General features: G+C 68.6%; 22 protein-coding genes. 18 read left to right on the top strand and 4 right to left on the bottom strand.

Translation table 11 applies throughout. The features are described from left to right. The first annotated feature begins 3 nt into the window (after nucleotides 1–3). The 5 genes from thrB to prmC all read left to right on the top strand — a co-directional run bounded on the left by thrB (nucleotide 4) and on the right by prmC (nucleotide 6,452). The gene (gene thrB / locus G9U51_RS11440; protein WP_166197061.1) at nucleotides 4–933 is read left to right on the top strand and encodes a homoserine kinase; all 930 of its coding nucleotides are present in this window, start codon (nucleotides 4–6) and stop codon (nucleotides 931–933) included. Between the two features lie 226 nt (nucleotides 934–1,159). Further along, nucleotides 1,160–3,145 (top strand): transcription termination factor Rho, encoded by a 1,986-nt coding sequence (gene rho, locus G9U51_RS11435; protein WP_166197060.1) that lies wholly within the window; start codon nucleotides 1,160–1,162, stop codon nucleotides 3,143–3,145. A gap of 1,097 nt (nucleotides 3,146–4,242) precedes the next feature. Then, a complete protein-coding gene (rpmE, locus tag G9U51_RS11430; RefSeq protein ID WP_166197059.1) occupies nucleotides 4,243–4,458 on the top strand; it encodes a 50S ribosomal protein L31 in 216 nt (71 codons plus the stop codon). 78 nt (nucleotides 4,459–4,536) lie between these two features. Beyond that, nucleotides 4,537–5,622, top strand: coding sequence for a peptide chain release factor 1 (gene prfA, locus G9U51_RS11425; protein WP_166197058.1), 1,086 nt, complete (start codon nucleotides 4,537–4,539; stop codon nucleotides 5,620–5,622). Then, the gene (gene prmC / locus G9U51_RS11420) at nucleotides 5,619–6,452 is read left to right on the top strand and encodes a peptide chain release factor N(5)-glutamine methyltransferase (RefSeq protein WP_166197057.1); all 834 of its coding nucleotides are present in this window, start codon (nucleotides 5,619–5,621) and stop codon (nucleotides 6,450–6,452) included. The genes prfA and prmC overlap by 4 nt, the downstream gene beginning before the upstream one ends. A 387-nt stretch (nucleotides 6,453–6,839) precedes the next feature. On the opposite strand, the gene G9U51_RS11415 is transcribed toward prmC, so the two are convergent. The 3 genes from G9U51_RS11415 to G9U51_RS11405 form a co-directional block, all read right to left on the bottom strand. Further along, entirely contained in the window at nucleotides 6,840–7,403 is a 564-nt protein-coding gene (locus G9U51_RS11415; protein ID WP_166197056.1) for a pentapeptide repeat-containing protein, read from the bottom strand. 5 nt (nucleotides 7,404–7,408) lie between these two features. Next, the gene (locus G9U51_RS11410; protein WP_166197055.1) at nucleotides 7,409–7,966 is read right to left on the bottom strand and encodes a hypothetical protein; all 558 of its coding nucleotides are present in this window, start codon (nucleotides 7,964–7,966) and stop codon (nucleotides 7,409–7,411) included. Nucleotides 7,967–8,032: 66 nt separating this feature from the next. Continuing rightward, a complete protein-coding gene (locus G9U51_RS11405; RefSeq protein WP_166197054.1) occupies nucleotides 8,033–8,260 on the bottom strand; it encodes a hypothetical protein in 228 nt (75 codons plus the stop codon). A gap of 130 nt (nucleotides 8,261–8,390) precedes the next feature. Between G9U51_RS11405 and G9U51_RS11400 the strand changes: the two genes are divergently transcribed. The 13 genes from G9U51_RS11400 to atpD all read left to right on the top strand — a co-directional run bounded on the left by G9U51_RS11400 (nucleotide 8,391) and on the right by atpD (nucleotide 20,380). Continuing rightward, the gene (locus G9U51_RS11400; protein ID WP_166197053.1) at nucleotides 8,391–9,554 is read left to right on the top strand and encodes a PLP-dependent cysteine synthase family protein; all 1,164 of its coding nucleotides are present in this window, start codon (nucleotides 8,391–8,393) and stop codon (nucleotides 9,552–9,554) included. Continuing rightward, nucleotides 9,551–10,336: an L-threonylcarbamoyladenylate synthase gene (locus G9U51_RS11395; protein WP_166197052.1), complete on the top strand. Its 786-nt coding sequence runs from the start codon at nucleotides 9,551–9,553 to the stop codon at nucleotides 10,334–10,336. The genes G9U51_RS11400 and G9U51_RS11395 overlap by 4 nt, the downstream gene beginning before the upstream one ends. Before the next feature lie 10 nt (nucleotides 10,337–10,346). Continuing rightward, nucleotides 10,347–11,627 carry a serine hydroxymethyltransferase gene (locus tag G9U51_RS11390; RefSeq protein WP_166197051.1) on the top strand — a complete coding sequence of 427 codons (1,281 nt, stop codon included), beginning with the start codon at nucleotides 10,347–10,349 and terminating at the stop codon, nucleotides 11,625–11,627. Nucleotides 11,628–11,656: 29 nt separating this feature from the next. Continuing rightward, nucleotides 11,657–12,757, top strand: coding sequence for a glycosyltransferase family 4 protein (locus tag G9U51_RS11385; RefSeq protein WP_166197050.1), 1,101 nt, complete (start codon nucleotides 11,657–11,659; stop codon nucleotides 12,755–12,757). Nucleotides 12,758–12,846: 89 nt separating this feature from the next. Beyond that, on the top strand, nucleotides 12,847–13,293 hold the full coding sequence (locus tag G9U51_RS11380; protein ID WP_166197049.1) for a hypothetical protein: 447 nt from the start codon (nucleotides 12,847–12,849) through the stop codon (nucleotides 13,291–13,293). Between the two features lie 39 nt (nucleotides 13,294–13,332). After that, nucleotides 13,333–13,581, top strand: a complete 249-nt coding sequence (locus G9U51_RS11375; RefSeq protein ID WP_166197048.1) for an AtpZ/AtpI family protein — start codon at nucleotides 13,333–13,335, stop codon at nucleotides 13,579–13,581. Between the two features lie 70 nt (nucleotides 13,582–13,651). Then, a complete protein-coding gene (atpB, locus tag G9U51_RS11370; RefSeq protein ID WP_328823447.1) occupies nucleotides 13,652–14,458 on the top strand; it encodes a F0F1 ATP synthase subunit A in 807 nt (268 codons plus the stop codon). Nucleotides 14,459–14,540: 82 nt separating this feature from the next. Then, on the top strand, nucleotides 14,541–14,747 hold the full coding sequence (gene atpE, locus G9U51_RS11365) for an ATP synthase F0 subunit C (protein ID WP_166197047.1): 207 nt from the start codon (nucleotides 14,541–14,543) through the stop codon (nucleotides 14,745–14,747). A gap of 48 nt (nucleotides 14,748–14,795) precedes the next feature. Further along, nucleotides 14,796–15,398, top strand: coding sequence for a F0F1 ATP synthase subunit B (locus G9U51_RS11360; protein WP_166197046.1), 603 nt, complete (start codon nucleotides 14,796–14,798; stop codon nucleotides 15,396–15,398). Continuing rightward, nucleotides 15,398–16,210 (top strand): F0F1 ATP synthase subunit delta, encoded by an 813-nt coding sequence (locus G9U51_RS11355; RefSeq protein WP_166197045.1) that lies wholly within the window; start codon nucleotides 15,398–15,400, stop codon nucleotides 16,208–16,210. The genes G9U51_RS11360 and G9U51_RS11355 overlap by 1 nt, the downstream gene beginning before the upstream one ends. A gap of 64 nt (nucleotides 16,211–16,274) precedes the next feature. Next, a complete protein-coding gene (atpA, locus tag G9U51_RS11350; RefSeq protein ID WP_166197044.1) occupies nucleotides 16,275–17,909 on the top strand; it encodes a F0F1 ATP synthase subunit alpha in 1,635 nt (544 codons plus the stop codon). 46 nt (nucleotides 17,910–17,955) lie between these two features. Continuing rightward, a complete protein-coding gene (locus G9U51_RS11345) occupies nucleotides 17,956–18,861 on the top strand; it encodes a F0F1 ATP synthase subunit gamma (RefSeq protein ID WP_166197043.1) in 906 nt (301 codons plus the stop codon). Nucleotides 18,862–18,889: 28 nt separating this feature from the next. Further along, nucleotides 18,890–20,380 (top strand): F0F1 ATP synthase subunit beta, encoded by a 1,491-nt coding sequence (gene atpD, locus G9U51_RS11340; RefSeq protein ID WP_207948249.1) that lies wholly within the window; start codon nucleotides 18,890–18,892, stop codon nucleotides 20,378–20,380. Between the two features lie 293 nt (nucleotides 20,381–20,673). On the opposite strand, the gene G9U51_RS11335 is transcribed toward atpD, so the two are convergent. After that, nucleotides 20,674–20,997, bottom strand: a complete 324-nt coding sequence (locus tag G9U51_RS11335) for a hypothetical protein (RefSeq protein WP_166197042.1) — start codon at nucleotides 20,995–20,997, stop codon at nucleotides 20,674–20,676. Between the last annotated feature and the right edge of the window lie 28 nt (nucleotides 20,998–21,025).

The raw sequence follows: 21,025 nt of genomic DNA, 5'->3' as shown, positions 1-21,025 counted from the left end.
GGCGTGACAGCACAAGAGAATTGGGCTGCCCAAGCGGTCGAGGTGTCGGTGCCGGCGAGCACCGCCAATCTCGGGCCGGGTTTCGACACCATCGGGCTCGGCCTGGAGATCCGCGACCGGGTGGTGGCGCGACTCGGCGACGAGGGGTTGCGGATCGAGGTCACCGGCGCGGGCGCTGATGAGGTCCCGCTCGACGACGGGCACCTGGTGCACCGATCGATGATCGCCCTCTGGCAGCGCATCGGCGTGCAGCCGCCATCCGGGCTAAACCTGTTGTGCGACAACGTGATTCCTCACTCGCGCGGGCTCGGATCGTCGGCGTCGGCGATCGTGGCGGGGGTGGCTGCCGCCCTCGCTCTGGTGCGCGGCACCGTCTCCGACGACGACTCGCTCGCGCTCATCAGCGATGTCGCGAGCGACCTCGAAGGTCACCCTGACAATGCCTCGGCGAGTGTGTATGGCGGAGCGACCGTCTCCTGGCGCGACACCGACCGATGGCGCACCGCCCGGCTCACGCCGCATCCGGCGATCGCGGTGACGGCCTTCGTGCCGAGCGCGCGGCTGTCCACCGACACCGCGCGTGCGGTGCTGCCGGCCAGCCTCTCCCTGCGCGATGCGGCGACCAACAGCGGCCGCGCCGCATTGCTCGCCCACGCCCTCACGAATGCGCCCGACTTGCTGCTGCCCGCGACCGCGGACCTGTTGCACCAAGAGGCGAGGCGGCCGGCATACCCCGGGACGATGGATCTGGTGGACCGGTTGCGGGCCGGGGGTCATGCGGCCTTCGTGTCCGGAGCCGGGCCGTCGGTGCTGGTCCTGGGCCCGGAGGGCGGCATACCGGACCTCGACGATCCCGACTGGCAGGTATGGCGGCCGGCGATCGCGACCACCGGTGTGCGGGTCGAATCGCACACCCGGTGGCCGAGCGTGTAGATTGTGTGCCGCACCACGCGCGCAGGACGCGCTGGGCGCCCGTTTATCCCGATCACTGGATCGGGCCAGGCGCCTCGACGGTGCGCCTTCACAGGATCTCGTGATCGCGCCGCATCTGTTAGGGGAGCGGTAGCGACGCCACGAGTACACCGACGCCACGGTTCTTACGTGGCCCGAACACCCCACTGGCCATCATCGCCAGTCAGACGAGGGGGAAGGAACCTTCGTGACCGACACCACCGACCTGCGCACGCCCACGGGCGATGCAGGTTCATCCCGCCCGCTCAGCAGCCTCAAGCTCGATGAGTTGAAGCAGCTCGCTGGGACCATGGGCATCAGCGGCACCTCGAAGATGCGCAAGAGCGATCTGCTCGAGGCGATCCGCGACCGCGGCAATGGCTCCGCCGCCCGCGCCGAGCGTGCTCCGCGCCGGGCGAGCTCGCAGCCGACCACGCCGCAGAACGACCGCGAGCAGTCGGCGCCGGTCAGCGCACCGACCTCGACCGAGCAGCAGGCGCCGGCCCAGCAGGCCGAGCGACCCGCCGGCGACCGCGCGCCGCAGGGTGAGCGCGAGGGCGATTCGGCTCCGTCGCGTGGGGAGCGCGCGGACTCCGGCGAGGGCCAGCAGGGCCGCCAGGACGACCGATCACAGGACCGCTCCTCCGATCGTCAGGACCGCCGTCAGGACAACCGCACCGAGCGGCAGAACGACCGGCAGCAGGACCAGCAAGGCGACCGGCAGGGTGGCGGCAACGACCGTGACGGCCAGCGCGGCAATGACCACCGGGCCGACAACCGTGGCGACAACCGCGGCAATGACCGCCAGGGCAACCGCAACGAGCGGCAGAACGACCGCCAGGGCAATGACCGTCAGGGTGACGGCAACGACCGCAACCAGGGCAACAACCGCCAGGGCAACCAGAACAACAACCGCCAGGGCGGTAACGACTGGAATGACGACGGCCGCGGTGGCCGGCGTCGGCAGCGGGGCCGGGACCGCAAGCGCGGCCGCAACCGTGCCGACGACTTCGGCGATGTGGACACCCAGGTGCGCGAGGACGACGTGCTGGTGCCGGTGGCCGGCATCCTGGAGGTGCTTGACAACTACGCGTTCGTGCGGACCACTGGTTATCTGTCCGGCCCCAATGACGTCTACGTGCCGCTCGGCATGGTCAAGAAGAACGGCCTGCGCGGCGGCGATGCGGTCACTGGTGCGGTGCGCGCGTTGCGCGAGGGCGAGCAGCCCCCGGCGCGGCAGAAGTACAACGCGCTCGTGCGGCTCGACACCGTCAACGGTGCGACCCCGGAGCAGGCCAAGCAGCGCGTCGAGTTCTCCAAGCTGACCCCGCTCTACCCGCAGGAGCGACTGCGGCTGGAGGACGACCCGAAGCACCTCACCAACCGCGTCATTGACCTGATCGCCCCGATCGGCAAGGGCCAGCGTGGCCTGATCGTCGCGCCGGCCAAGGCCGGTAAGACCCTGGTGATGCAGTCGATCGCCAACGCGATCACCACCAACAACCCCGAGTGCCACCTGATGGTCGTGCTCGTCGACGAGCGCCCGGAGGAGGTCACCGACTTCGAGCGCTCGGTCAAGGGCGAGGTCATCTCCTCGACCTTCGACCGTCCGGCGTCCGACCACACCGCGGTCGCGGAGCTGGCGATCGAGCGGGCCAAGCGCCTGGTCGAGCTGGGTCAGGATGTCGTGGTGCTGCTCGATGGCATCACCCGCCTCGGCCGCGCCTACAACCTGGCGGCCCCGGCGAGCGGCCGGATCATGTCCGGCGGTGTCGACTCGGCGGCGCTCTACCCGCCGAAGAAGTTCTTCGGCGCGGCCCGCAATATCGAGAATGGCGGCTCGCTCACCATCCTCGCGACCGCGCTCATCGAGTCCGGTTCGAAGATGGACGAGGTGATCTTCGAGGAGTTCAAGGGCACCGGCAACTGGGAGCTGCGCCTGTCGCGTCAGCTCGCCGAGCGCCGCATCTTCCCGGCGGTGGACGTCAACCAGTCCTCCACCCGGCGCGAAGAGATCCTGCTCTCCGGCGACGAACTCAAGATCATGTGGAAGCTGCGCCGGGTGCTCGCCGCGCTCGACTCCCAGCAGGGCATCGAGTTGCTGCTCGACCGTCTGCGCAAGACCAAGAGCAACTACGAGTTCCTGGTCCAGGTGCAGCAGACGAGTTCGATCAAGCTCGACGACGAGGACTGACGACAGCCGCTCGAGGACCCGGAACGTAGTGAGGCCCGGAGGGCGGCGTGGAGTCGGTCCAGAGGGTAAGGACTGACGGCGGCGCGTCGGCACAAAACGCCCAACTGGGCGATCGGTGCTGCCGTTGGGTGGGCGCGTCGGCACAAAACGCCCACGTGGGCGATCGGTGCGCCTCCTGGGTCGGCGTTTCCGCGCAGAACGCCCAACTGGGCGATCCGCGCGCCTCCTGGGTGGGCGCGCCGGCACAAAACGCCCAACTGGGCGATCGGTGCCCCTGCTGGGTGGGCGCGTCGGCACAAAACGGGGGCGATCCGCGCGCCTGCTGGGTGGGCGTTGTTGCGCAGAACGCCCACGTGGGCGATCGGTGCCGCTCCTGGGTGGGCGCGTCGGCACAAAACGCCCACTTGGGCGATCGGTGCCCCTGCTGGGTGGGCGCGTCGGCACAAAACGCCCAACTGGGCGATCGGTGCCGCTCCTGGGTGGGCGCGCCGGCACAAAACGCCCACTTGGGCGATCGGTGCCGCTCCTGGGTGGGCGCGTCGGCACAAAACGCCCAACTGGGCGATCGGTGCGCCTCCTGGGTCGGCGTTTCCGCGCAAAACGCCCACGTGGACGATCGGTGCCCCTGCTGGGTGGGCGCGTCGGCACAAAACGCCCAACTGGGCGATCGGTGCCCCTGCTGGGTGGGCGCGCCGGCACAAAACGCCCACTTGGGCGATCGGTGCGCCTCCTGGGTCGGCGCTTCCGCGCAGAACGCCCAACTGGGCGATCGGTGCTGCCGTTGGGTGGGCGCGTCGGCACAAAACGCCCACTTGGGCGATCGGTGCGCCTCCTGGGTCGGCGTTTCCGCGCAGAACGCCCAACTGGGCGATCGGTGCCCCTGCTGGGTGGGCGCGCCGGCACAAAACGCCCAACTGGGCGATCGGTGCCGCTCCTGGGTGAGCACCACCGCCACAAACGCGCCCCCGGAATACCGCACCAGGCGTCGCCGTTTTGGAGGGTGTCTGCCGCTCTGGCAGACTGTTACGTCGGTCCCGGTTCACGCACGACGCCCGTCGCTTGCGACCCGGGAACACCCGAAGACGAGGAGAACACCCGTGAAGAAGGACCTGCACCCGACCTACAGCGACACGCTGGTCACCTGCAGCTGTGGTGCTCAGTTCACCACGCGCAGCACCGCCGAGGCCGGCAAGATCAACGTCGAGGTCTGCAGCAACTGCCACCCGTTCTACACCGGCAAGCAGAAGATCCTGGACACCGGTGGTCGCGTCGCTCGCTTCGAGCAGCGCTACGGCAAGAAGGCCGCCAAGTAGCTTTCCCGCACACGCCGGTCCCGCCCTTTGGTGGGACCGGCGTTCGCGTTCCCGCCCGTTCGCCCCTCGGAGGTCGTCATGCTCGAATCCGCCGCAGCGGTCGTCGCGGAGTATGCCGACCTTGAGCGGCAGCTCGCTGACCCCGCCATCCATTCTGATCCCGCCGCGCTGCGCCGGGTGAACAAGAGGTATGCCGCCCTCGGCCCGACGGTCGCGGCATACCGCGCCTGGGAGCAGGCCCGCGACGACCTCGGCGCGGCCCGCGAACTGGCGACCGAGGACGAGTCCTTCGCCGAGGAGGTCCCCGCCCTGGAGGAGCAGCTCGGCGAGGCCGAGCAGCGGCTGCGCACCCTGCTGTTGCCGCGTGACGAGGACGACGACCGCGATGTGATCATCGAGGTCAAGGCCGGCGCCGGCGGGGAGGAGTCCGCGCTGTTTGCGGGCGACCTGGTGCGGATGTACCTGCGGTATGCCGAGCGCGCCGGCTGGCGGGCCGTCATCACCGACGCCACCGAGACCGACCTCGGTGGCTACACCGACGTCCGCCTGCAGGTGCAGGCCAAGGGGACGCCGGAGCCGGGGACCGCACCGTGGGCCCGGCTGAAGTACGAAGGCGGTGTGCACCGCGTGCAGCGGGTGCCGGTCACCGAGTCGCAGGGACGCATCCACACCTCGGCCGCGGGCGTGCTGGTCATGCCCGACATCGAAGAAGACGACTCGGAGATCGAGTTCGGGCCCAACGACCTGAAGATCGATGTCTACCGGTCATCCGGTCCGGGCGGGCAGAGCGTCAACACGACCGACTCGGCGGTGCGCATCACCCATCTGCCGACCGGCACGGTCGTGTCCTGTCAAAACGAGAAGTCCCAGCTGCAGAACAAGGAGTCGGCGCTGCGCGTGCTACGCGCCCGGCTGCGGCAGCTGCAGCAGGACGAGCGCGACGCCGAGGCCTCGGCCGCGCGGCGCTCGCAGGTGCGCACGATGGACCGCAGCGAGCGGATCCGCACCTACAACTTCCCCGAGAACCGCATCGCCGACCACCGCACGGGCTACAAGTCCTACAACCTGGATGCCGTGCTGGACGGTGATCTGGGGCCGGTCATCGACTCCGCCGTGGCGGCCGATGAGGCGGCCCGGATGGCGGCGGTGGCGGAGGGCGCGTGACGCGCTCGCTGCTGCGTGAGGCGGCGGATCGTCTTGCGGCCCAAGGGGTTTCGTCGCCGGATGTCGATGCCCTCGCGCTGCTGGAGCATGTCTGGGATGTGCCCGACGTGCGGGCCGCGCTGGTGCTCGGCCGCGCCCCGTCGCCGCAAGTCGCGGAGCGGTTCGAGGAGTTGGTGGCGCTGCGCGCCGAGCGCGTGCCGCTGCAACATCTGACCGGGGTGGCCCACTTCCGCGGGCTGACCCTGAAGGTCGGTCCCGGCGTCTTCGTGCCGCGCCCCGAGACCGAGTCGATCGTCGACCTCGTGCTGGCGGTGCTGCCCGACGGTGGCCGGGTCGTGGATCTCGGCACCGGCTCCGGAGCGATCGCGCTGGCCCTCGCGGTCGAGCGTCCGGACGCGTTCGTCGGCGCGGTCGAGGTCTCCGAGCACGCCCATGCCTGGGCGTTGCTCAACCGGGACGCGCTCGCCCCCACGGTGGATCTGCGTCTCGGTGATGCCCGGGCCGCCTTCCCTGAGCTGGACGGTGAGATCGACGTGGTGGTGAGCAACCCGCCATACATCCCGGCGGGGATGGTCCCGGTCGACCCCGAGGTGCGCGATCACGACCCGGACGTCGCGCTGTATGGCGGCAGCGCCGACGGCCTGCGCATCCCGCTGGAGGTGGCTGCCCGAGCCAGCGCGCTCCTCCGACCCGGCGGCACGCTCGTGATGGAACACGCTGAGACACAAGGGGATTCGCTGCCAGCCGCGCTCGCACGCGCCGGGTGGACCGAGCCGTATGACGTGCCCGACCTGACCGGGCGCCCCCGCTTCGCGATCGCCCGCCGCTGACCAAGGCGCTGACCGAGGCGGTGGCGCCGCGACACGCCCGGGATCGGCCTACCCTCGGCGCGTCGCGGTCGCTGGTTGACGCGGACGCGCCGGGGCGGGGCGTGTTCTCGGCGCGTCGCGGTCGCTGGTTGACGGTGACGCGCCGGGGCGGGGCGTGTTCTCGGCGCGTCGCGGTCGCTGGTTGACGGTGACGCGCCGGGGCGGGGCGTGCTCTCGGCGCGTCGCAGTCGCTGGTTGACGCGGACGCGCCGGGGCGGGGCGTGCTCTCGGCGCGTCGCAGTCGCTGGTTGACGCGGACGCGCCGGGGCGGGGCGTGCTCTCGGCGCGTCGCGGTCGCTGGTTGACGGTGACGCGCCGGGGTGGGGCGTGTGCTCGGCGCGTCGCGCCTCACGCGTCGAGCACGGTGCAGCCGGTGAGTTCGGCGACGATCGTCGCTGCCTGATCGCGGGTGATGACCGCGCCCTTGAGCACCCGCAGCCGCTCCAGCTCGCACGGGCCGAGGTTGGCACCGCGCAGGTCCGCGTCGCGCAGGTTGGCGTCATACAGATCGGCGCCGGCGAGGTCACAGCCGTCGAAGGTCGAGCCGTGCAGGTCGGTGCCGCGCAGTTCGGCCTCGGTGAAGCGACAGCCGGACAGGTCGACATTGGCCAGGGACGCCCCGATCAGGTTGGCGCCGAACAGATTGCACCGCTTGAGTTCGAAGCCGAGGCCGCGGGTGCGCTCGAGGTTGGCGCCGGTCATCCGGCAACCGGTGAAGACCGCGCCGCCGAGCGAGGCGTTCTGCAGCAGGGCGCCGTCGAGCGCGCACTCCTCGAAGGTCACCTCGGTGAGGTCGAGGTCGCGCAGGTCCTCGCCGCGCAGCGCGCAGCGAGTGAATGTCAACGGCTCGGTCGTGGTGCGCAGCAACTCTTCGAGGTCGGCGCGGGTCAGGTCCTGATCGGTGATCTCCACGGGACTCATCGTGCACCTGGCCACTGACGGGGCGCCGCCCAGTGCGCCTGCAGCCGGAGCCCCTCGACCGCGCTCTGGCAGCGCGCGAGTTGCTGGATCGCGGTGCCGGCCCATGCGGCGAAGATCAACAACTGCAGATAGACCAGCGAGGCCGACAGGTGATGCCGTTCTGCGACGAACTGCCAAACGGTCAGCGCGATCGCGCACGGCATCAGTAGCTTCACCGCGAGCCAGCCGGACCACCCGATGAGCGGCGGCCGCACCCCGAGCGACGTGCTGATCGAGCGCAGCGAGGCGCGGGGAGCGCGGCAGAGCATCGACATGCGAGACGCCCACCACGGCCAGACCAACAGCACCAAGGGCGTCCAGCCGGTGAGCATCACCAAGGCCAACACCATGATCGGTGCGCCGCTGTCGGCATAGGGATAGCGTTCGGCGTCCTGCACCGTGCTGGCGATCACCACAGCGTTGAGACTGGCCGCACAGGCGAAGGTCAGCACAGCGAGGATCGGCCAGACGACGCCGGGCGGACGCACGAAGCCGGGCGGACCGTTGACTGTCATGACCGTATGACGGTCGCGGGCCGGCGTTCGTGCCGCGGGTGTGCAGCGGGCCGACTTCGCTCGTGCTCAGTAGCGGTCGACGGGGCGGTCCACCGTTCGGTCCACCACGGTGGTGCGCCGGCGGCGCATCGCCAGCAGCCCGGCGACGAGCGCGATGATGCCTGCGACGAGCAGGATCCAACCGAGGGTGTTCGGCGCGATGCTGTTGGCAATCGAGGCGGGCAAGGCGACGGCGCCGGTGAGCAGAATGACACCGACCACGCCGAGGATGATGCCGAGGATCAGCAGAACCATGAGCGACTCCTAAGTCCGAAGGGCACCATCACGCTAGGCGCGCCGGGCCGCCAGGTGGGCAGAGCGCCGCACCGGGACCCAACATCCACCCGAAGGGGTAGCGGCCAGACACGAACTAGGCTGTCGGCCCATGGCGCCCGACGATGTGCTCCGCTGCAGCGATCGCGATCGAGACTGGGTCACCTGGGCGGTGCGCACGGTCGAAGCCGACGCAAATCGCTCGGCCGACACCCACCTGATCCCGCTGCACTTGCCGGAGGACTTCGGCGTCGACCTCTATCTCAAGGACGAGTCGACCCACCCCACGGGCAGCCTCAAGCACCGCCTGGCCCGCAGCCTGTTCCTCTACGCCCTGTGCAACGGCTGGATCCGCCGAGACTCCACGGTGGTCGAAGCCTCCAGCGGGTCGACGGCGGTGAGCGAGGCCTATTTCGCCCGGCTGCTCGGCCTGCCCTTCGTCGCCGTGATGCCGCGCACCATCAGTGCCGAGAAGATCGCCCTCATCGAGCGGTATGGCGGCCGCTGCGATTTCGTCGACGACGCCGGCGAGGTCTATGCGCGGGCCCAGGAGGTGGCCGACGAGACCGGCGGCCATTATCTGGACCAGTTCACCTATGCCGAGCGCGCCACCGACTGGCGGGGCAATAACAACATCGCCGAGTCGATCTTCGACCAGATGCACCTGGAGCGGCATCCGGTGCCGGCCTGGGTGGTCGTCGGTGCGGGCACTGGCGGCACCAGCGCCACCGTCGGGCGGTTCCTGCGCTATCGCGGCTTGCCCACCAAGCTGTGTGTGGTCGACCCGGAAAACTCTGCCTTCTTCGGCGGCTGGGTCGACCGCGACCCGCACCTGGTCACCGGCCGGGGCTCGCGCATCGAAGGCATCGGCCGCCCGCGGATGGAGCCGTCCTTCCAGGCGTCCGTGGTGGACCGGATGATCCGCGTCTCCGATGCCGCATCGATCGCGGCAATCCACGAATTGCGTGATCGCACAGGGCTTTTCGCTGGCGGATCGACTGGCACCAATCTGTATGGCGCGCTCCGGCTCGCCTGCGAGATGCGGGAGCGGGGCGAGCAGGGATCCATCGTCACGCTGCTCTGCGATGGCGGGGACCGCTATCGGCATACCTATTTCGACGCTGACTGGCTGGCGACCGCGGGACTGGACCCGGCGCCATACCGCGATGGGCTCGCGCGGGCCTGGGACAAGGGGGAGTGGACCTGGCCGGCGCCCAACCCCGAGGGTGCGCGAGACTTCGAGGCATCCTCGACTGCGACAAGGAGCGATCAGTGAGCCCGGCCCTGGACTGCACCACGCAGAAAGCCCGCGATGAGAACGTCCCGGCCGCCGTGGAGGCGATTCGCGCCGGAGAGTTGATCGTGCTGCCGACCGACACCGTCTACGGCATTGGCGCCGACGCCTTCAACGCCCACGCGGTCGAGCAGTTGCTCGCCGCCAAGGGACGTGGTCGGGATATGCCGCCGCCGGTGCTGATTCCCGACCAGCGCGCGGTCGACGGCCTGGCGATGAACGTTCCGTCTTATGCCAAGCGGCTGATGGAACGCTTCTGGCCCGGTGGGCTCACCCTGGTCCTGCGCGCGCAGCCCTCCCTGGCTTGGGACCTCGGCGACACCAATGGCACCGTCGGGCTGCGCATCCCCGACGACGAGGTGGCCCTCGCGGTGCTGCGCGAGACCGGCCCGCTCGCGGTGAGCTCGGCCAATCGCACCGGCGAGGCGGCCGCGACGACGGTCACCGAGGCCGGCTTCGCGCTGGGCCCGGCGGTGCGGGTCTATCTCGACGGCGGACCGCGCACCGACGTCGAGCCGTCCACGATCATCGACTGCACCAAGGCCGACCCGGTCGTGCTGCGGCTGGGCTCGGTGAGCCCGGAGGCGATCACCGAGGTGCTCGCCGGCGTCGAGCTGGTCAACCCCTTCGACCAGCCGGTCATCGACCTGGCCAAGGAGGACGAGCCACCCATCGACCTGACCAAGGGCGGCGAGCCGGTGCCGGACCCCGCGACCGAGAGCCCCGACGGAGAGGCTGCGCAGGAGACGACCGAGCCTCACTAGAGTTGGCGCCATGACGACTCCGTTCTACGGCTCCGACTTCGATGCCCTGCAGTCCTTCGACCCCGACATCGCGGGCGTGCTGCTGTCCGAGCTGGACCGCATCCGCAGCGGTCTGCAGCTCATCGCGAGCGAGAACCTCTCCAGCCCGGCGGTGATCACGGCTCTCGGCTCGACGCTGACCAACAAATATGCCGAGGGCTACCCGGGTCGTCGCTACTACGGCGGGTGCGCCGAGGTCGACAAGGCCGAGAACATCGCGATCGAGCGCGCCAAGGAGCTCTTCGGCGCCGATCACGCCAATGTCCAGCCGCATTCCGGGGCGAGCGCCAACCAGGCGGTCTACGGCGCGTTCCTGCAGCCGGGCGACACCCTGCTCGCGATGGCCCTGCCGATGGGTGGCCACCTCACCCACGGTGCCAAGGTGAGCTTCTCCGGCAAGTGGTTCAACGCCGTGCACTATGGCGTCGACAAGCAGACCGAAGACATCGACTACGCCGAGGTCGAACGGCTCGCCAAGGAGCACAAGCCCAAGGTGATCCTCGCCGGCGGTTCGGCGATCCCGCGCCTCATCGACTTCGAGTTCTTCCGCAAGCTGGCCGATGAGATCGGTGCGATCTTCTGGGTCGACGCGGCCCACTTCATCGGGCTGGTCGCCGGCAAGGCGATCCCCAGCCCCGTGCCGTATGCCGATGTGGTCACCTTCACCACGCACAAGGTCTTGCGCGGTCCGCGGTCCGGCGCGCTGGTCTGCAAGGCCGAGCACGCCGCCAAGCTGGACAAGGCGGTCTTCCCGATGATGCAAGGTGGCCCGCAGATGCACACCATCGCGGCCAAGGCGGTCAACTTCAAGGAGTGCGCGACCCCCGAATACGCCGCCTACGCCCAGCAGGTCATCGACAACTCGCAGGCGCTGGCAAAGGCGTTGGGGGACAAGGGGATTCGTCCCACGACGGGAGGCACCGACACCCACCTGTCGTTGCACGACCTGCAGGGCATCGGGGTCACCGGAGCCGAGGCCGAGCAGCGCGCTGACGCGGCCGGCATCGTGCTCAACAAGAACGCCATCCCGTTCGACCCGCAAAAGCCCAATATCGCCTCCGGCATCCGGGTGGGCACGCCGTCGGTCACGACGCAGGGCATGGGCACCGAACAGATGGTCACCATCGCCGACCTCATCCACCGGGCAATCACGCAGGGCGACGGCACGCCGGAGCACCAGGTGGCCAAGGACGTCAAGGCGCAGGTCACCGAGCTGGTGACCCAGTTCCCGGCATACCCGCGAGCCAAGTAGGACAAGTAGAGGGGCGTCGCTGACCGGCTGTGCGTGAATATCTGCTCGTCTGTGTGATCGCCGCGGCGATCACCTTCGTGGTGACGCCGGCGGTGCGGCTCGTCGCGGTCCGGGCCGGGGCGGTGACCCCGGTGCGCGGCCGCGACGTGCACTCGGTGCCGATCCCGCGCCTGGGCGGCGTGGCGATGTTGGTCGGCTTCGCTGCCGCGGCGATCGTCGCGGCGCAATTGCCCAAGCTCGGCCCGCTGATCCGCAGTCGCGAGGTGCTCGGCATCGGTGTGGCCGCACTGCTCATCACCGTGCTCGGCGCGCTGGACGATTTCGTCGACCTCGACGCCATCACCAAATTCGCCGGGCAGATCGTGGTCGCCGGCATCATGACCTTCGCCGGCGTGCAGATGACGCTCGTGCCCTTCGCCGGCACGCAGACGATCCTGCCGCAGTGGATGCTCGTCGCGCTGACCGTGCTGATCGTGATCGCCTCGACCAATGCGGTGAACTTCGTCGACGGCCTGGACGGTCTCGCGGCTGGCATGGTCGCGATCGCGGCGCTGGCCTTCTTCTTGTTCGTCTACGTCACGACGCCGCCGAACTCCGAGCCGGTGACGGTGTTCTCCACCGCGGCCTTCCTCGCCGCGGCGATCATCGGGTGTTGTGTCGGCTTCCTGCCGCACAACTTCCACCCGGCCAAGTTGTTCATGGGCGACGCGGGAGCGCTGCTGCTGGGCCTGCTGCTCGCGGCGGCCACGGTGTCCTTCACCGGCAATGTCGACCCCGGCTCGAGCAAGCTCGGCGCCTCGACCCTGGTGGTGTTCTGGCTCCCGCTCGTGCTGCCGCTGTCGATCCTCGCGCTGCCGGTGCTGGACGTCCTGCTCGCCATCCAGCGCCGTGGGCTGAAGTTCTGGAAGCCGGACGCCAAGCATCTGCACCACAAGATGCTCGCCATGGGCCACCCGCACCGCCAAGCCGTCGTGCTGCTCTATCTGTGGGCGCTCACGGTCGCCGGGGGAGTGCTCTCCTATGTCTTCTGGCCGGTCGCGGTGAGCACGACCGTGCTCGCGATCGGGCTGCTGGTGTGCGTCGCGCTCACCCTCGGCCTCCCCGGATTGGGCCGCCGCCGGAGCTTGTGATAGTTTTCACAAGCAAGAGGGAGACCTCGAGCTTGCCCTTCGCGAGACGCCATCGTCGACGCCCACGAACCGGCAGATTGGACCCCGCCATGGACGGCGCGCCGAGCACGGACACCGTGCCCCACGCCACCCCTTTCGCAGCCATGCTGCGCGCCGGGTTCCTTGCTTCCGCGGTGACCTTCCCCATCGTGGTCATCGTCTTCTGGATCACCCGCGGTCCGTCCGGCGGGGGAGCGGCCGCGCTCGGTGCGCTCGTCGCGATCGTGTTCTTCACCGCGGGCCTGCTCGTGATGAAGCGGGTGGTCACCGCCCACTGGCTGTCCGTGCTCGCCGGAGCGCTTGCGGTCTACCTCGGCCAACTCATCTTCCTGGGCGTGGTCGCGCTCGCGCTCGGCAGTCAGGATTGGCTCGACGGGGTGGCCTTCGGGCTCGCGCTGTTGGTCGTCACGCTCGTCTGGCAGGTCGCGCAGGTGATCGCGTTCGCCCGCGCCCGCAAGCCGGTCTACGACATCGAGCCCACGGGAGGTGCCGTATGACGATCCCACCAGCAGGTGCGCACGATGGAGGTGGCCACGATGGCCGACGACCGCACACCGATCGACCCCGCGACCGGCGAGCCGCGCAAGGACTACCGGCCCGGGCCCATTCCCGAATCCGTGGCCTGGAGCGTCACCAGCTATCTCATCTCCGGACCGCTGATGCTCGGCGGGCTGGGCTGGTTGCTGGATCGCTGGCTGCACACCGGATTCCTGGTGTTGATCGGGATTCTGGCCGGTATGGCCCTGTCGCTGTACCTGATCTGGTTCAGGTACGGTACGGGATGACTCGGCGGCCCATCAGCGCGCTGCCCCACCAGACTTCCCCCACTAGCTGGACGTTGACTGAGGAGACTCTGTGAGCTTCACCGTGCAGGCCATGGCGGCCTCGGGCTCCGCGGAAGGCGGCGGCTTCGAAGCGCCGTCCCCCGCGGATTTCTACCAGCCGTTGATCGGCAGCGGGCAGTGGGCGTTCACCCGTCCGATGTTGCTGATGATCATCTCGATCATCTTCATCGCCGGCTTCCTCATCGCCACGACCCGCAAGGCCGCGGTCGTGCCGGGTAAGGGTCAGTGGCTGACCGAGCAGGTCTACAACTTCGTGCGCAACTCCGTGGCCCAGGACACCATCGGGTCCAAGGAGTTCATCAAGTACGTCCCGCTGCTGTTCAGCCTGTTCATGCTGATCCTGGTCAACAACCTGTTCGGCATCATCCCGCCGTTCCAGTACCCGACCTTCAGCCGGGTCGGCTTCCCGATCGGGCTCGCGCTGCTGGTCTACGTGATCTACCACGCCATCGGCATCAAGCGGAAGGGCGTCGCCGGCTACTTCAAGGGTCTGATCCCCTCGGGGCTGCCGAAGGGCATCTACGTCCTGATCATCCCGCTGGAGCTGATCACCTACTTCATCACCCGCCCGGTGACGCTCGCCCTGCGACTGTTCGGCAACATGTTCGCCGGCCACATGCTGCTGCTGCTGTTCATCCTCGGCGGCCAGTACATGGTGCTCGAGGGTGGCCCCGGCCTGAAGGTCGCGGGCATCGGCTCCTGGCTGCTGGCCTTCGTGATGACCGTCTTCGAGGCGCTGATCGAGTTCCTGCAGGCCTACATCTTCACGCTGCTCGCAGCCACCTACATCGCCGACTCGTTGTCCAACGAGCACTGAGCCGGCGCGACAACTTCATAACCCCTCACGCTCCCGCCGGTCGGAACGACCGGACGGGCACCCCATAAAGGAAAGAGAGATCATGCAGGGCAACATCGCGATCCTCGGCTACGGCCTGTCGGCCATCGGCCCCGGTGTCGGTATCGGCCTCATCTTCGCCGCCTACATCAACGGTGTGGCGCGCAACCCTGAGACCCGCAGCATGCTGCAGTCGATCGCCATCCTGGGCTTCGCGCTCGCCGAGGCGCTCGCCATCTTCGGTCTGGTCCTCGCGTTCGTCTTCCGGTAAGTCGAGCATCGAGCCACCAGCCGACCAGCGTCCTAGTAGGAGTAACCCATGCACACCAACGCAGCCATCGCTGCGGGCCTGAAGGCAGCTGAGGAAGGACCGGGCGTCAAGGTCCCGATCATCCCGGCCTGGGGCGAGCTGATCTTCGGCATCGTCGCCTTCCTGGTCCTGCTGTTCCTGATCCAAAGGTTCGTGGTGCCGCGCCTGGAGCAGGCTTACGCCGAGCGGACCGCCGCCATCGAGGGCGGCATGGAGCAGGCGGGCGAAGCCCAGCGTCAGGCCGAGGCCGCCAAGCAGCAGTACGAAGACCAGCTGCGCGGCGCGCAGGACGAGGCCGCCAAGATCCGCGAGGACGCCCGCAGCCAGGGCGCGCAGATCGTCGCCGACTCCCGCGAGCAGGCCAACGCCGAGGCGCAGCGCATCATCGACAACGCGCACAAGCAGATCGCCGCCGAGCGTCAGCAGGCCGCCGTGTCGCTGCGCTCGGATGTCGGTCGCCTGTCGACCGACCTGGCCAGCAAGATCGTCGGTGAGTCGCTGCACGACGACGTGCGTCAGCGCGGCATCGTCGAGCGTTTCCTCGGCGAACTCGAGGCCGGCAAGGTCACCCCGACCAAGGTCGGTTCGACCAGCGGTGAGGCGGGGGCCTGATGCAAGGGGCTTCTCGCGGATCTCTGGTCTCGTTGCGCACCTCGCTCGGTCACCAGCTCGGCGACGGCGGCGATGCGGCGACGATCAGCCGTGAGCTCTTCGCGGTCACCGAGGTGCTGGCCTCCAGCGCTGCCCTGCGGCGCGCGCTCGTCGACACCTCGCGGGACACCTCGGCTCGCACCGGGCTGGTCGACCGCGTCTTCGGTGGCAAGGTGTCCGACGCCACGCTCGGTCTCGTGCGTGAAGCGGTCGGCCAGCGCTGGTCGTCCGACCGCGACCTGGTCGACGCGGCCGAGGAGATCGCCGTGGCTGCCGCCTTCGGCGCGGCCGAGCGTCGCGGCCGGCTGGACCAGGTGGAGGAGGAGCTGTTCCGCTTCGAGCGCACCGTGGCCGGTGACCCCGGCCTGCGGGACGCGCTGCTGGACCGCCAGCGGTCCGGTGCGGATAAGGCCGCCTTGGTCAAGAAGCTGCTCGACGGCAAGGCGGAGCAGGAGACCATCTTCCTCGCCGAGCGCGCCGCGTCTTTCCCGCGGGGCCGCCGCTTCGAGCGCGTCATCGCCGACTATCTGCGCACCGCCGCCTCGGTGCGCGACGAGCTCACCGCCACGGTGACCGTCGCGCGTCCGTTGGAGCCCGCGCAGAAGGACCGGCTCACCCAGGGCCTGTCCCGGCTCTACAACCGGTCCATCGTGACCAACGTCATCGTCGACCCCCAGGTCGTCGGCGGCATCCGCGTGCAGGTGGGTGACGAGGTCATCGACGGCACGATCCTGTCCCGGCTCGAAGAGGTCCGCCGCACGATGGCGGGCTGAGCAGCCCACCCCACCACCCCAGGCTTGAACGACGGGCCCACCGCCCGCAATGAAGGAGAAGATGATGACCGAGCTCTCCATCCGTCCGGAGGAGATCCGGGACGCGCTGGACGGGTACGTCCAGTCCTACGAGCCCTCGGCCGCCTCGCGCGAGGAGGTCGGGACCGTGGTCGACGCCGCCGACGGCATCGCCCACGTCGAGGGTCTGCCCTCGTGCATGACCAACGAGTTGCTGCAGTTCGAGGACGGCACCCTCGGCATCGCCCTGAACCTCGACGTCCACGAGATCGGCGTCGTCATCCTCGGTGAGTTCGACGGCATCGAGGAAGGCCAGCAGGTCAAGCGCACCGGCGAGGTCCTCTCGGTCCCGGTCGGCGACGCCTACCTCGGCCGCGTGGTCGACCCGCTGGGCAACCCGATCGACGGCCTGGGCGAGGTCAAGGCCGACGTCCGCCGCCCGCTCGAGCTGCAGGCGCCGACGGTGGTGCAGCGCAAGTCGGTGCACCAGCCGCTGATGACCGGCATCAAGGCGATCGACTCGATGACCCCGATCGGTCGTGGCCAGCGTCAGCTGATCATCGGTGACCGCAAGACCGGCAAGACCACGATCGCCACCGACACGATCATCAACCAGAAGGAGTACTGGGAGACCGGCGACCCGGAGCAGCAGGTCCGCTGCATCTACGTCGCCATCGGTCAGAAGAACTCCACCGTGTCCGAGGTCCGCGCGACCCTCGAAGAGGCCGGCGCGATGGAGTACACCACCATCGTCAACGCCCCCGCCGGTGACCCCGCGGGCTTTAAGTACCTTGCCCCGTTCACCGGTTCGGCCATCGGCCAGCACTGGATGTATGACGGCAAGCACGTGCTGATCGTCTTCGACGACCTGTCCAAGCAGGCCGAGGCCTACCGCGCGATGTCGCTGCTGCTGCGCCGCCCGCCGGGCCGCGAGGCCTACCCGGGCGACGTGTTCTACCTGCACAGCCGCCTGCTCGAGCGTTGCGCGAAGCTGTCCGACGAGCTCGGCGCGGGCTCGATGACCGGTCTGCCGATCATCGAGACCAAGGCCGGCGACGTGTCGGCATACATCCCGACGAACGTCATCTCCATCACCGACGGCCAGATCTTCTTGCAGGCCGACCTGTTCAACGCCAACCAGCGCCCCGCGGTCGACGTGGGTATCTCGGTCTCCCGAGTCGGTGGTGCGGCGATGACCAAGGCGATGAAGGCCGTGACCGGTTCGATCAAGGTCGACCTCGCGCAGTTCCGCGAGATGGAGGCGTTCGCGATGTTCGCCTCCGACCTGGACGCCGCGTCCCGTCGCCAGCTCGCCCGCGGTGAGCGGCTGATGGCGATGTTCAAGCAGCCGCAGAACGACCCCTACCCGCTCGAGGAGCAGGTCGCGGCGATCTGGGCCGGCACCACCGGCCAGCTCGACGATGTCGCCACCGAGGATGTGGGCCGGTTCGAGTCCGGCTGGCTGGAGTTCCTGCGTCGTGAGCACGGCGACTTCCTGCGCAGCATTCGCGAGTCCACCAAGCTCGACGACGACGGCAAGAAGAAGTTCGAGGACGCGATGGCGGCATACAAGAAGGAGTTCCGCTCCACCCCGGACCACGGCGGCGAGGGCTCGGAACGCTTCGACGAGATCACCGAGGACCAGATCAACCAGCAGAAGATCGTCAAGCAGCACCAGTGAGCTGCCGGATCTGAACTCGACGCCTACAGCGTAGAAAGGGGCCCCAATGGGAGCGCAGATGCGGGTTTACCGCCAGCGCATCCGGTCGGTCCAGGCCACCAAGAAGATCACTCGCGCGATGGAGCTCATCGCCGCCTCGCGCGTGGTCAAGGCTCGGCAGGCCGTGGAGCGATCCACGCCGTATGCCGTGTCGCTGACCCGCGCGATCTCGGCGCTCGCGACCTACTCCAATGTCGAGCACGTGCTCACCACGGAGCGCGAGAAGCCGCGCCGGGTGGCGGTGGTGATCCTCACCAGTGACCGTGGCCTGGCCGGGTCCTACTCGGTCAACGCGATCAAGAAGAGCCAGGAGCTCATCGAGCACCTGAGCGGTGCGGGTCTGGAGCCGGTGCCCTTCCTCGTCGGACGCAAGGCGGTGAGCTACTACAAGTTCCGCCGCCGGGAGTACGCGCAGGAGTGGAGCGGTTTCACCGACAGCCCGACCTTCGAGGCCGCCAAGGAGATCGGCGACCGCCTCACCGAGGAGTTCATGAAGGGCTCCGAGGAGGGCGGCGTCGACGAGGTGCACATCGTCTACACGCTGTTCCGCAACATGGTGACCCAGGAGCCGCGCGTGGTCCGGTTGCTGCCGCTGGAGGTCGTCGAGGGCGAACTCGACGAGGAGGCCGGCGGCAACGACCTGCTGCCGCTGTATGAGTTCGAGCCGAGCGCGGAGCAGGTGCTGGACGCGCTGCTGCCGAAGTACATCACCGCGCGGATCTTCAACGCGTTGCTGCAGTCGGCCGCGTCCGAGCTCGCCGCCCGCCAGCGGGCGATGAAGTCGGCCACCGACAACGCCGAGGAACTCATCAAGAAGTACACCCGACTGGCCAATCAGGCCCGTCAGGCTGAAATCACCCAAGAGATCAGCGAGATCGTTGGTGGCGCCAGCGCCCTCGCGGACGCCGGCTGACGCCATACCGAAGAGGAAGTATCAAGCCATGAGCACTGCTGTTACCGAACACGACGCCCCGAAGGCGGAGGTTCCCGGTGGCGTGGGCCGCATCTCGCGAGTGATCGGCCCGGTCGTCGACGTGGAGTTCTCGACCGACTCGATGCCCGAGGTCTACAACCTGCTGACCACCGAGGTCGACCTCAGCGGTCAGGGGGAGGGCGAGTCCGAGGACAACAAGCGGATCAACCTCGAGGTCGCCCAGCACATCGGCGACAACATGGTCCGCGCGATCTCGCTGCAGCCGACCGACGGTCTGGTCCGCGGCGCGCAGGTGCAGGACACCGGCGGTCCGATCACCGTGCCGGTCGGTGACGTCACCCTCGGCAAGGTCTTCAATGCCACCGGTGACTGCCTCAACCTGGAGCCCGGGGAGACCCTCGAGGTCAAGGAGCGCTGGGGCATTCACCGCAAGGCGCCGGCCTTCGACCAGCTGGAGTCCAAGACCCAGATGTTCGAGACCGGCATCAAGGTCATCGACCTGCTGACCCCCTACGTGCAGGGTGGAAAGATCGGTCTGTTCGGTGGTGCCGGTGTCGGCAAGACCGTGCTGATCCAGGAGATGATCGCCCGCGTCGCGCGCGACCACGGTGGTGTGTCGGTGTTCGCCGGCGTCGGCGAGCGCACCCGTGAGGGCAACGACCTGATGGTCGAGATGGAGGAGGCGGGCGTCCTCGGACAGACCGCGCTCGTCTTCGGTCAGATGGACGAGCCGCCGGGCACGCGTCTGCGCGTGGCCCTGTCCGCGCTCACGATGGCGGAGTACTTCCGCGACGTGCAGAACCAGGACGTGCTGCTGTTCATCGACAACATCTTCCGGTTCACCCAGGCCGGTTCGGAGGTCTCCACCCTGCTCGGCCGTATGCCGTCCGCGGTGGGCTACCAGCCGACCCTCGCCGACGAGATGGGCGTGCTGCAGGAGCGGATCACCTCGACCCGCGGTCACTCGATCACCTCGATGCAGGCGATCTACGTGCCGGCGGACGACTACACCGACCCGGCTCCGGCGACGACCTTCGCCCACCTCGACGCGACCACCGAGCTGTCGCGTGACATCGCCTCGATGGGTATCTACCCGGCCGTGGACCCGCTGACCTCGACCAGCCGGATCCTCGACCCGCGGTACATCTCCAAGGAGCACTACGACACCGCCGTCCGGATCAAGGGGATCCTGCAGCGCAACAAGGAACTGCAGGACATCATCGCGATCCTCGGTATCGACGAGTTGTCCGAGGAGGACAAGATCCTCGTCAACCGCGCTCGTCGCATCCAGCGGTTCCTGTCGCAGAACACCTATGTCGCCAAGCAGTTCACCGGCATCGAGGGTTCGACCGTGCCGCTGAAGGACACGATCGAGGCCTTCACCAAGATCGCCGACGGCGACTACGACCACGTGCCGGAGCAGGCGTTCTTCATGTGCGGTGGCCTGGACGACGTCGAGGCTAAGGCCAAGGAGCTGGAGAAGGAGGCCGGCGCCTGACGTCGGTCTGACCCGCGAAGGCGGCCGGGGTGCGATCGCACCCCGGCCGCTTCGTTGTTTGCGGTGGTTAAGCGCTCTCCTGGTCCAGTCGCTCGAGGATCCACGAGCGCACCAGCGTGGAGGCGGGCAGGTGCATCGCGTCGGCAACGCTCTGCACCCGGGCTTGCTCGTCCGGCGTGAGGCGCACGGAGTACACCTGGGATCTGTTGGGTCGCCGAACGACGGTGTCGGGCGGGTATGGGTCGTCCTTGGTGCGCTCGGACTCTTCGCGGAGACGAGCGCTGAAGGCGGGGTCATTTTCGCGAGTCATCATCACGTCCTTCCTGGTAGATGGTGAGGTCGGCGCCCGTAGCCGGCCACGCGTTGACACCGTGCAGGTCACCGTCAAGGTCGCGGTAGGCGACGATGACGATAACGCGGCCGGCAGACGGGGAGAAGCCGATGAATCGGCAGGCTCCGATGCGAGACTTCGGGTCGGGCTCGAGGGCCGCTAGGTCGATGTCATTCATGGCTTCCTGGGCCCACTCCGTGCGCAGGTTGATCGCCGCTGGATATCGGCTCGACCGCGAGCCAATGTATGCCGCCGCTTCGCGGTCCCAGACGAGCGCCTCACCCATCCACCGAGTATGACAGTGTCCTACGGCG

The organism is Metallococcus carri, assembly GCF_011440275.1.
GTDB classification, from domain to species: domain Bacteria; phylum Actinomycetota; class Actinomycetes; order Actinomycetales; family Dermatophilaceae; genus Metallococcus; species Metallococcus carri.
This window is presented reverse-complemented; position numbering and strand designations above follow the sequence as displayed.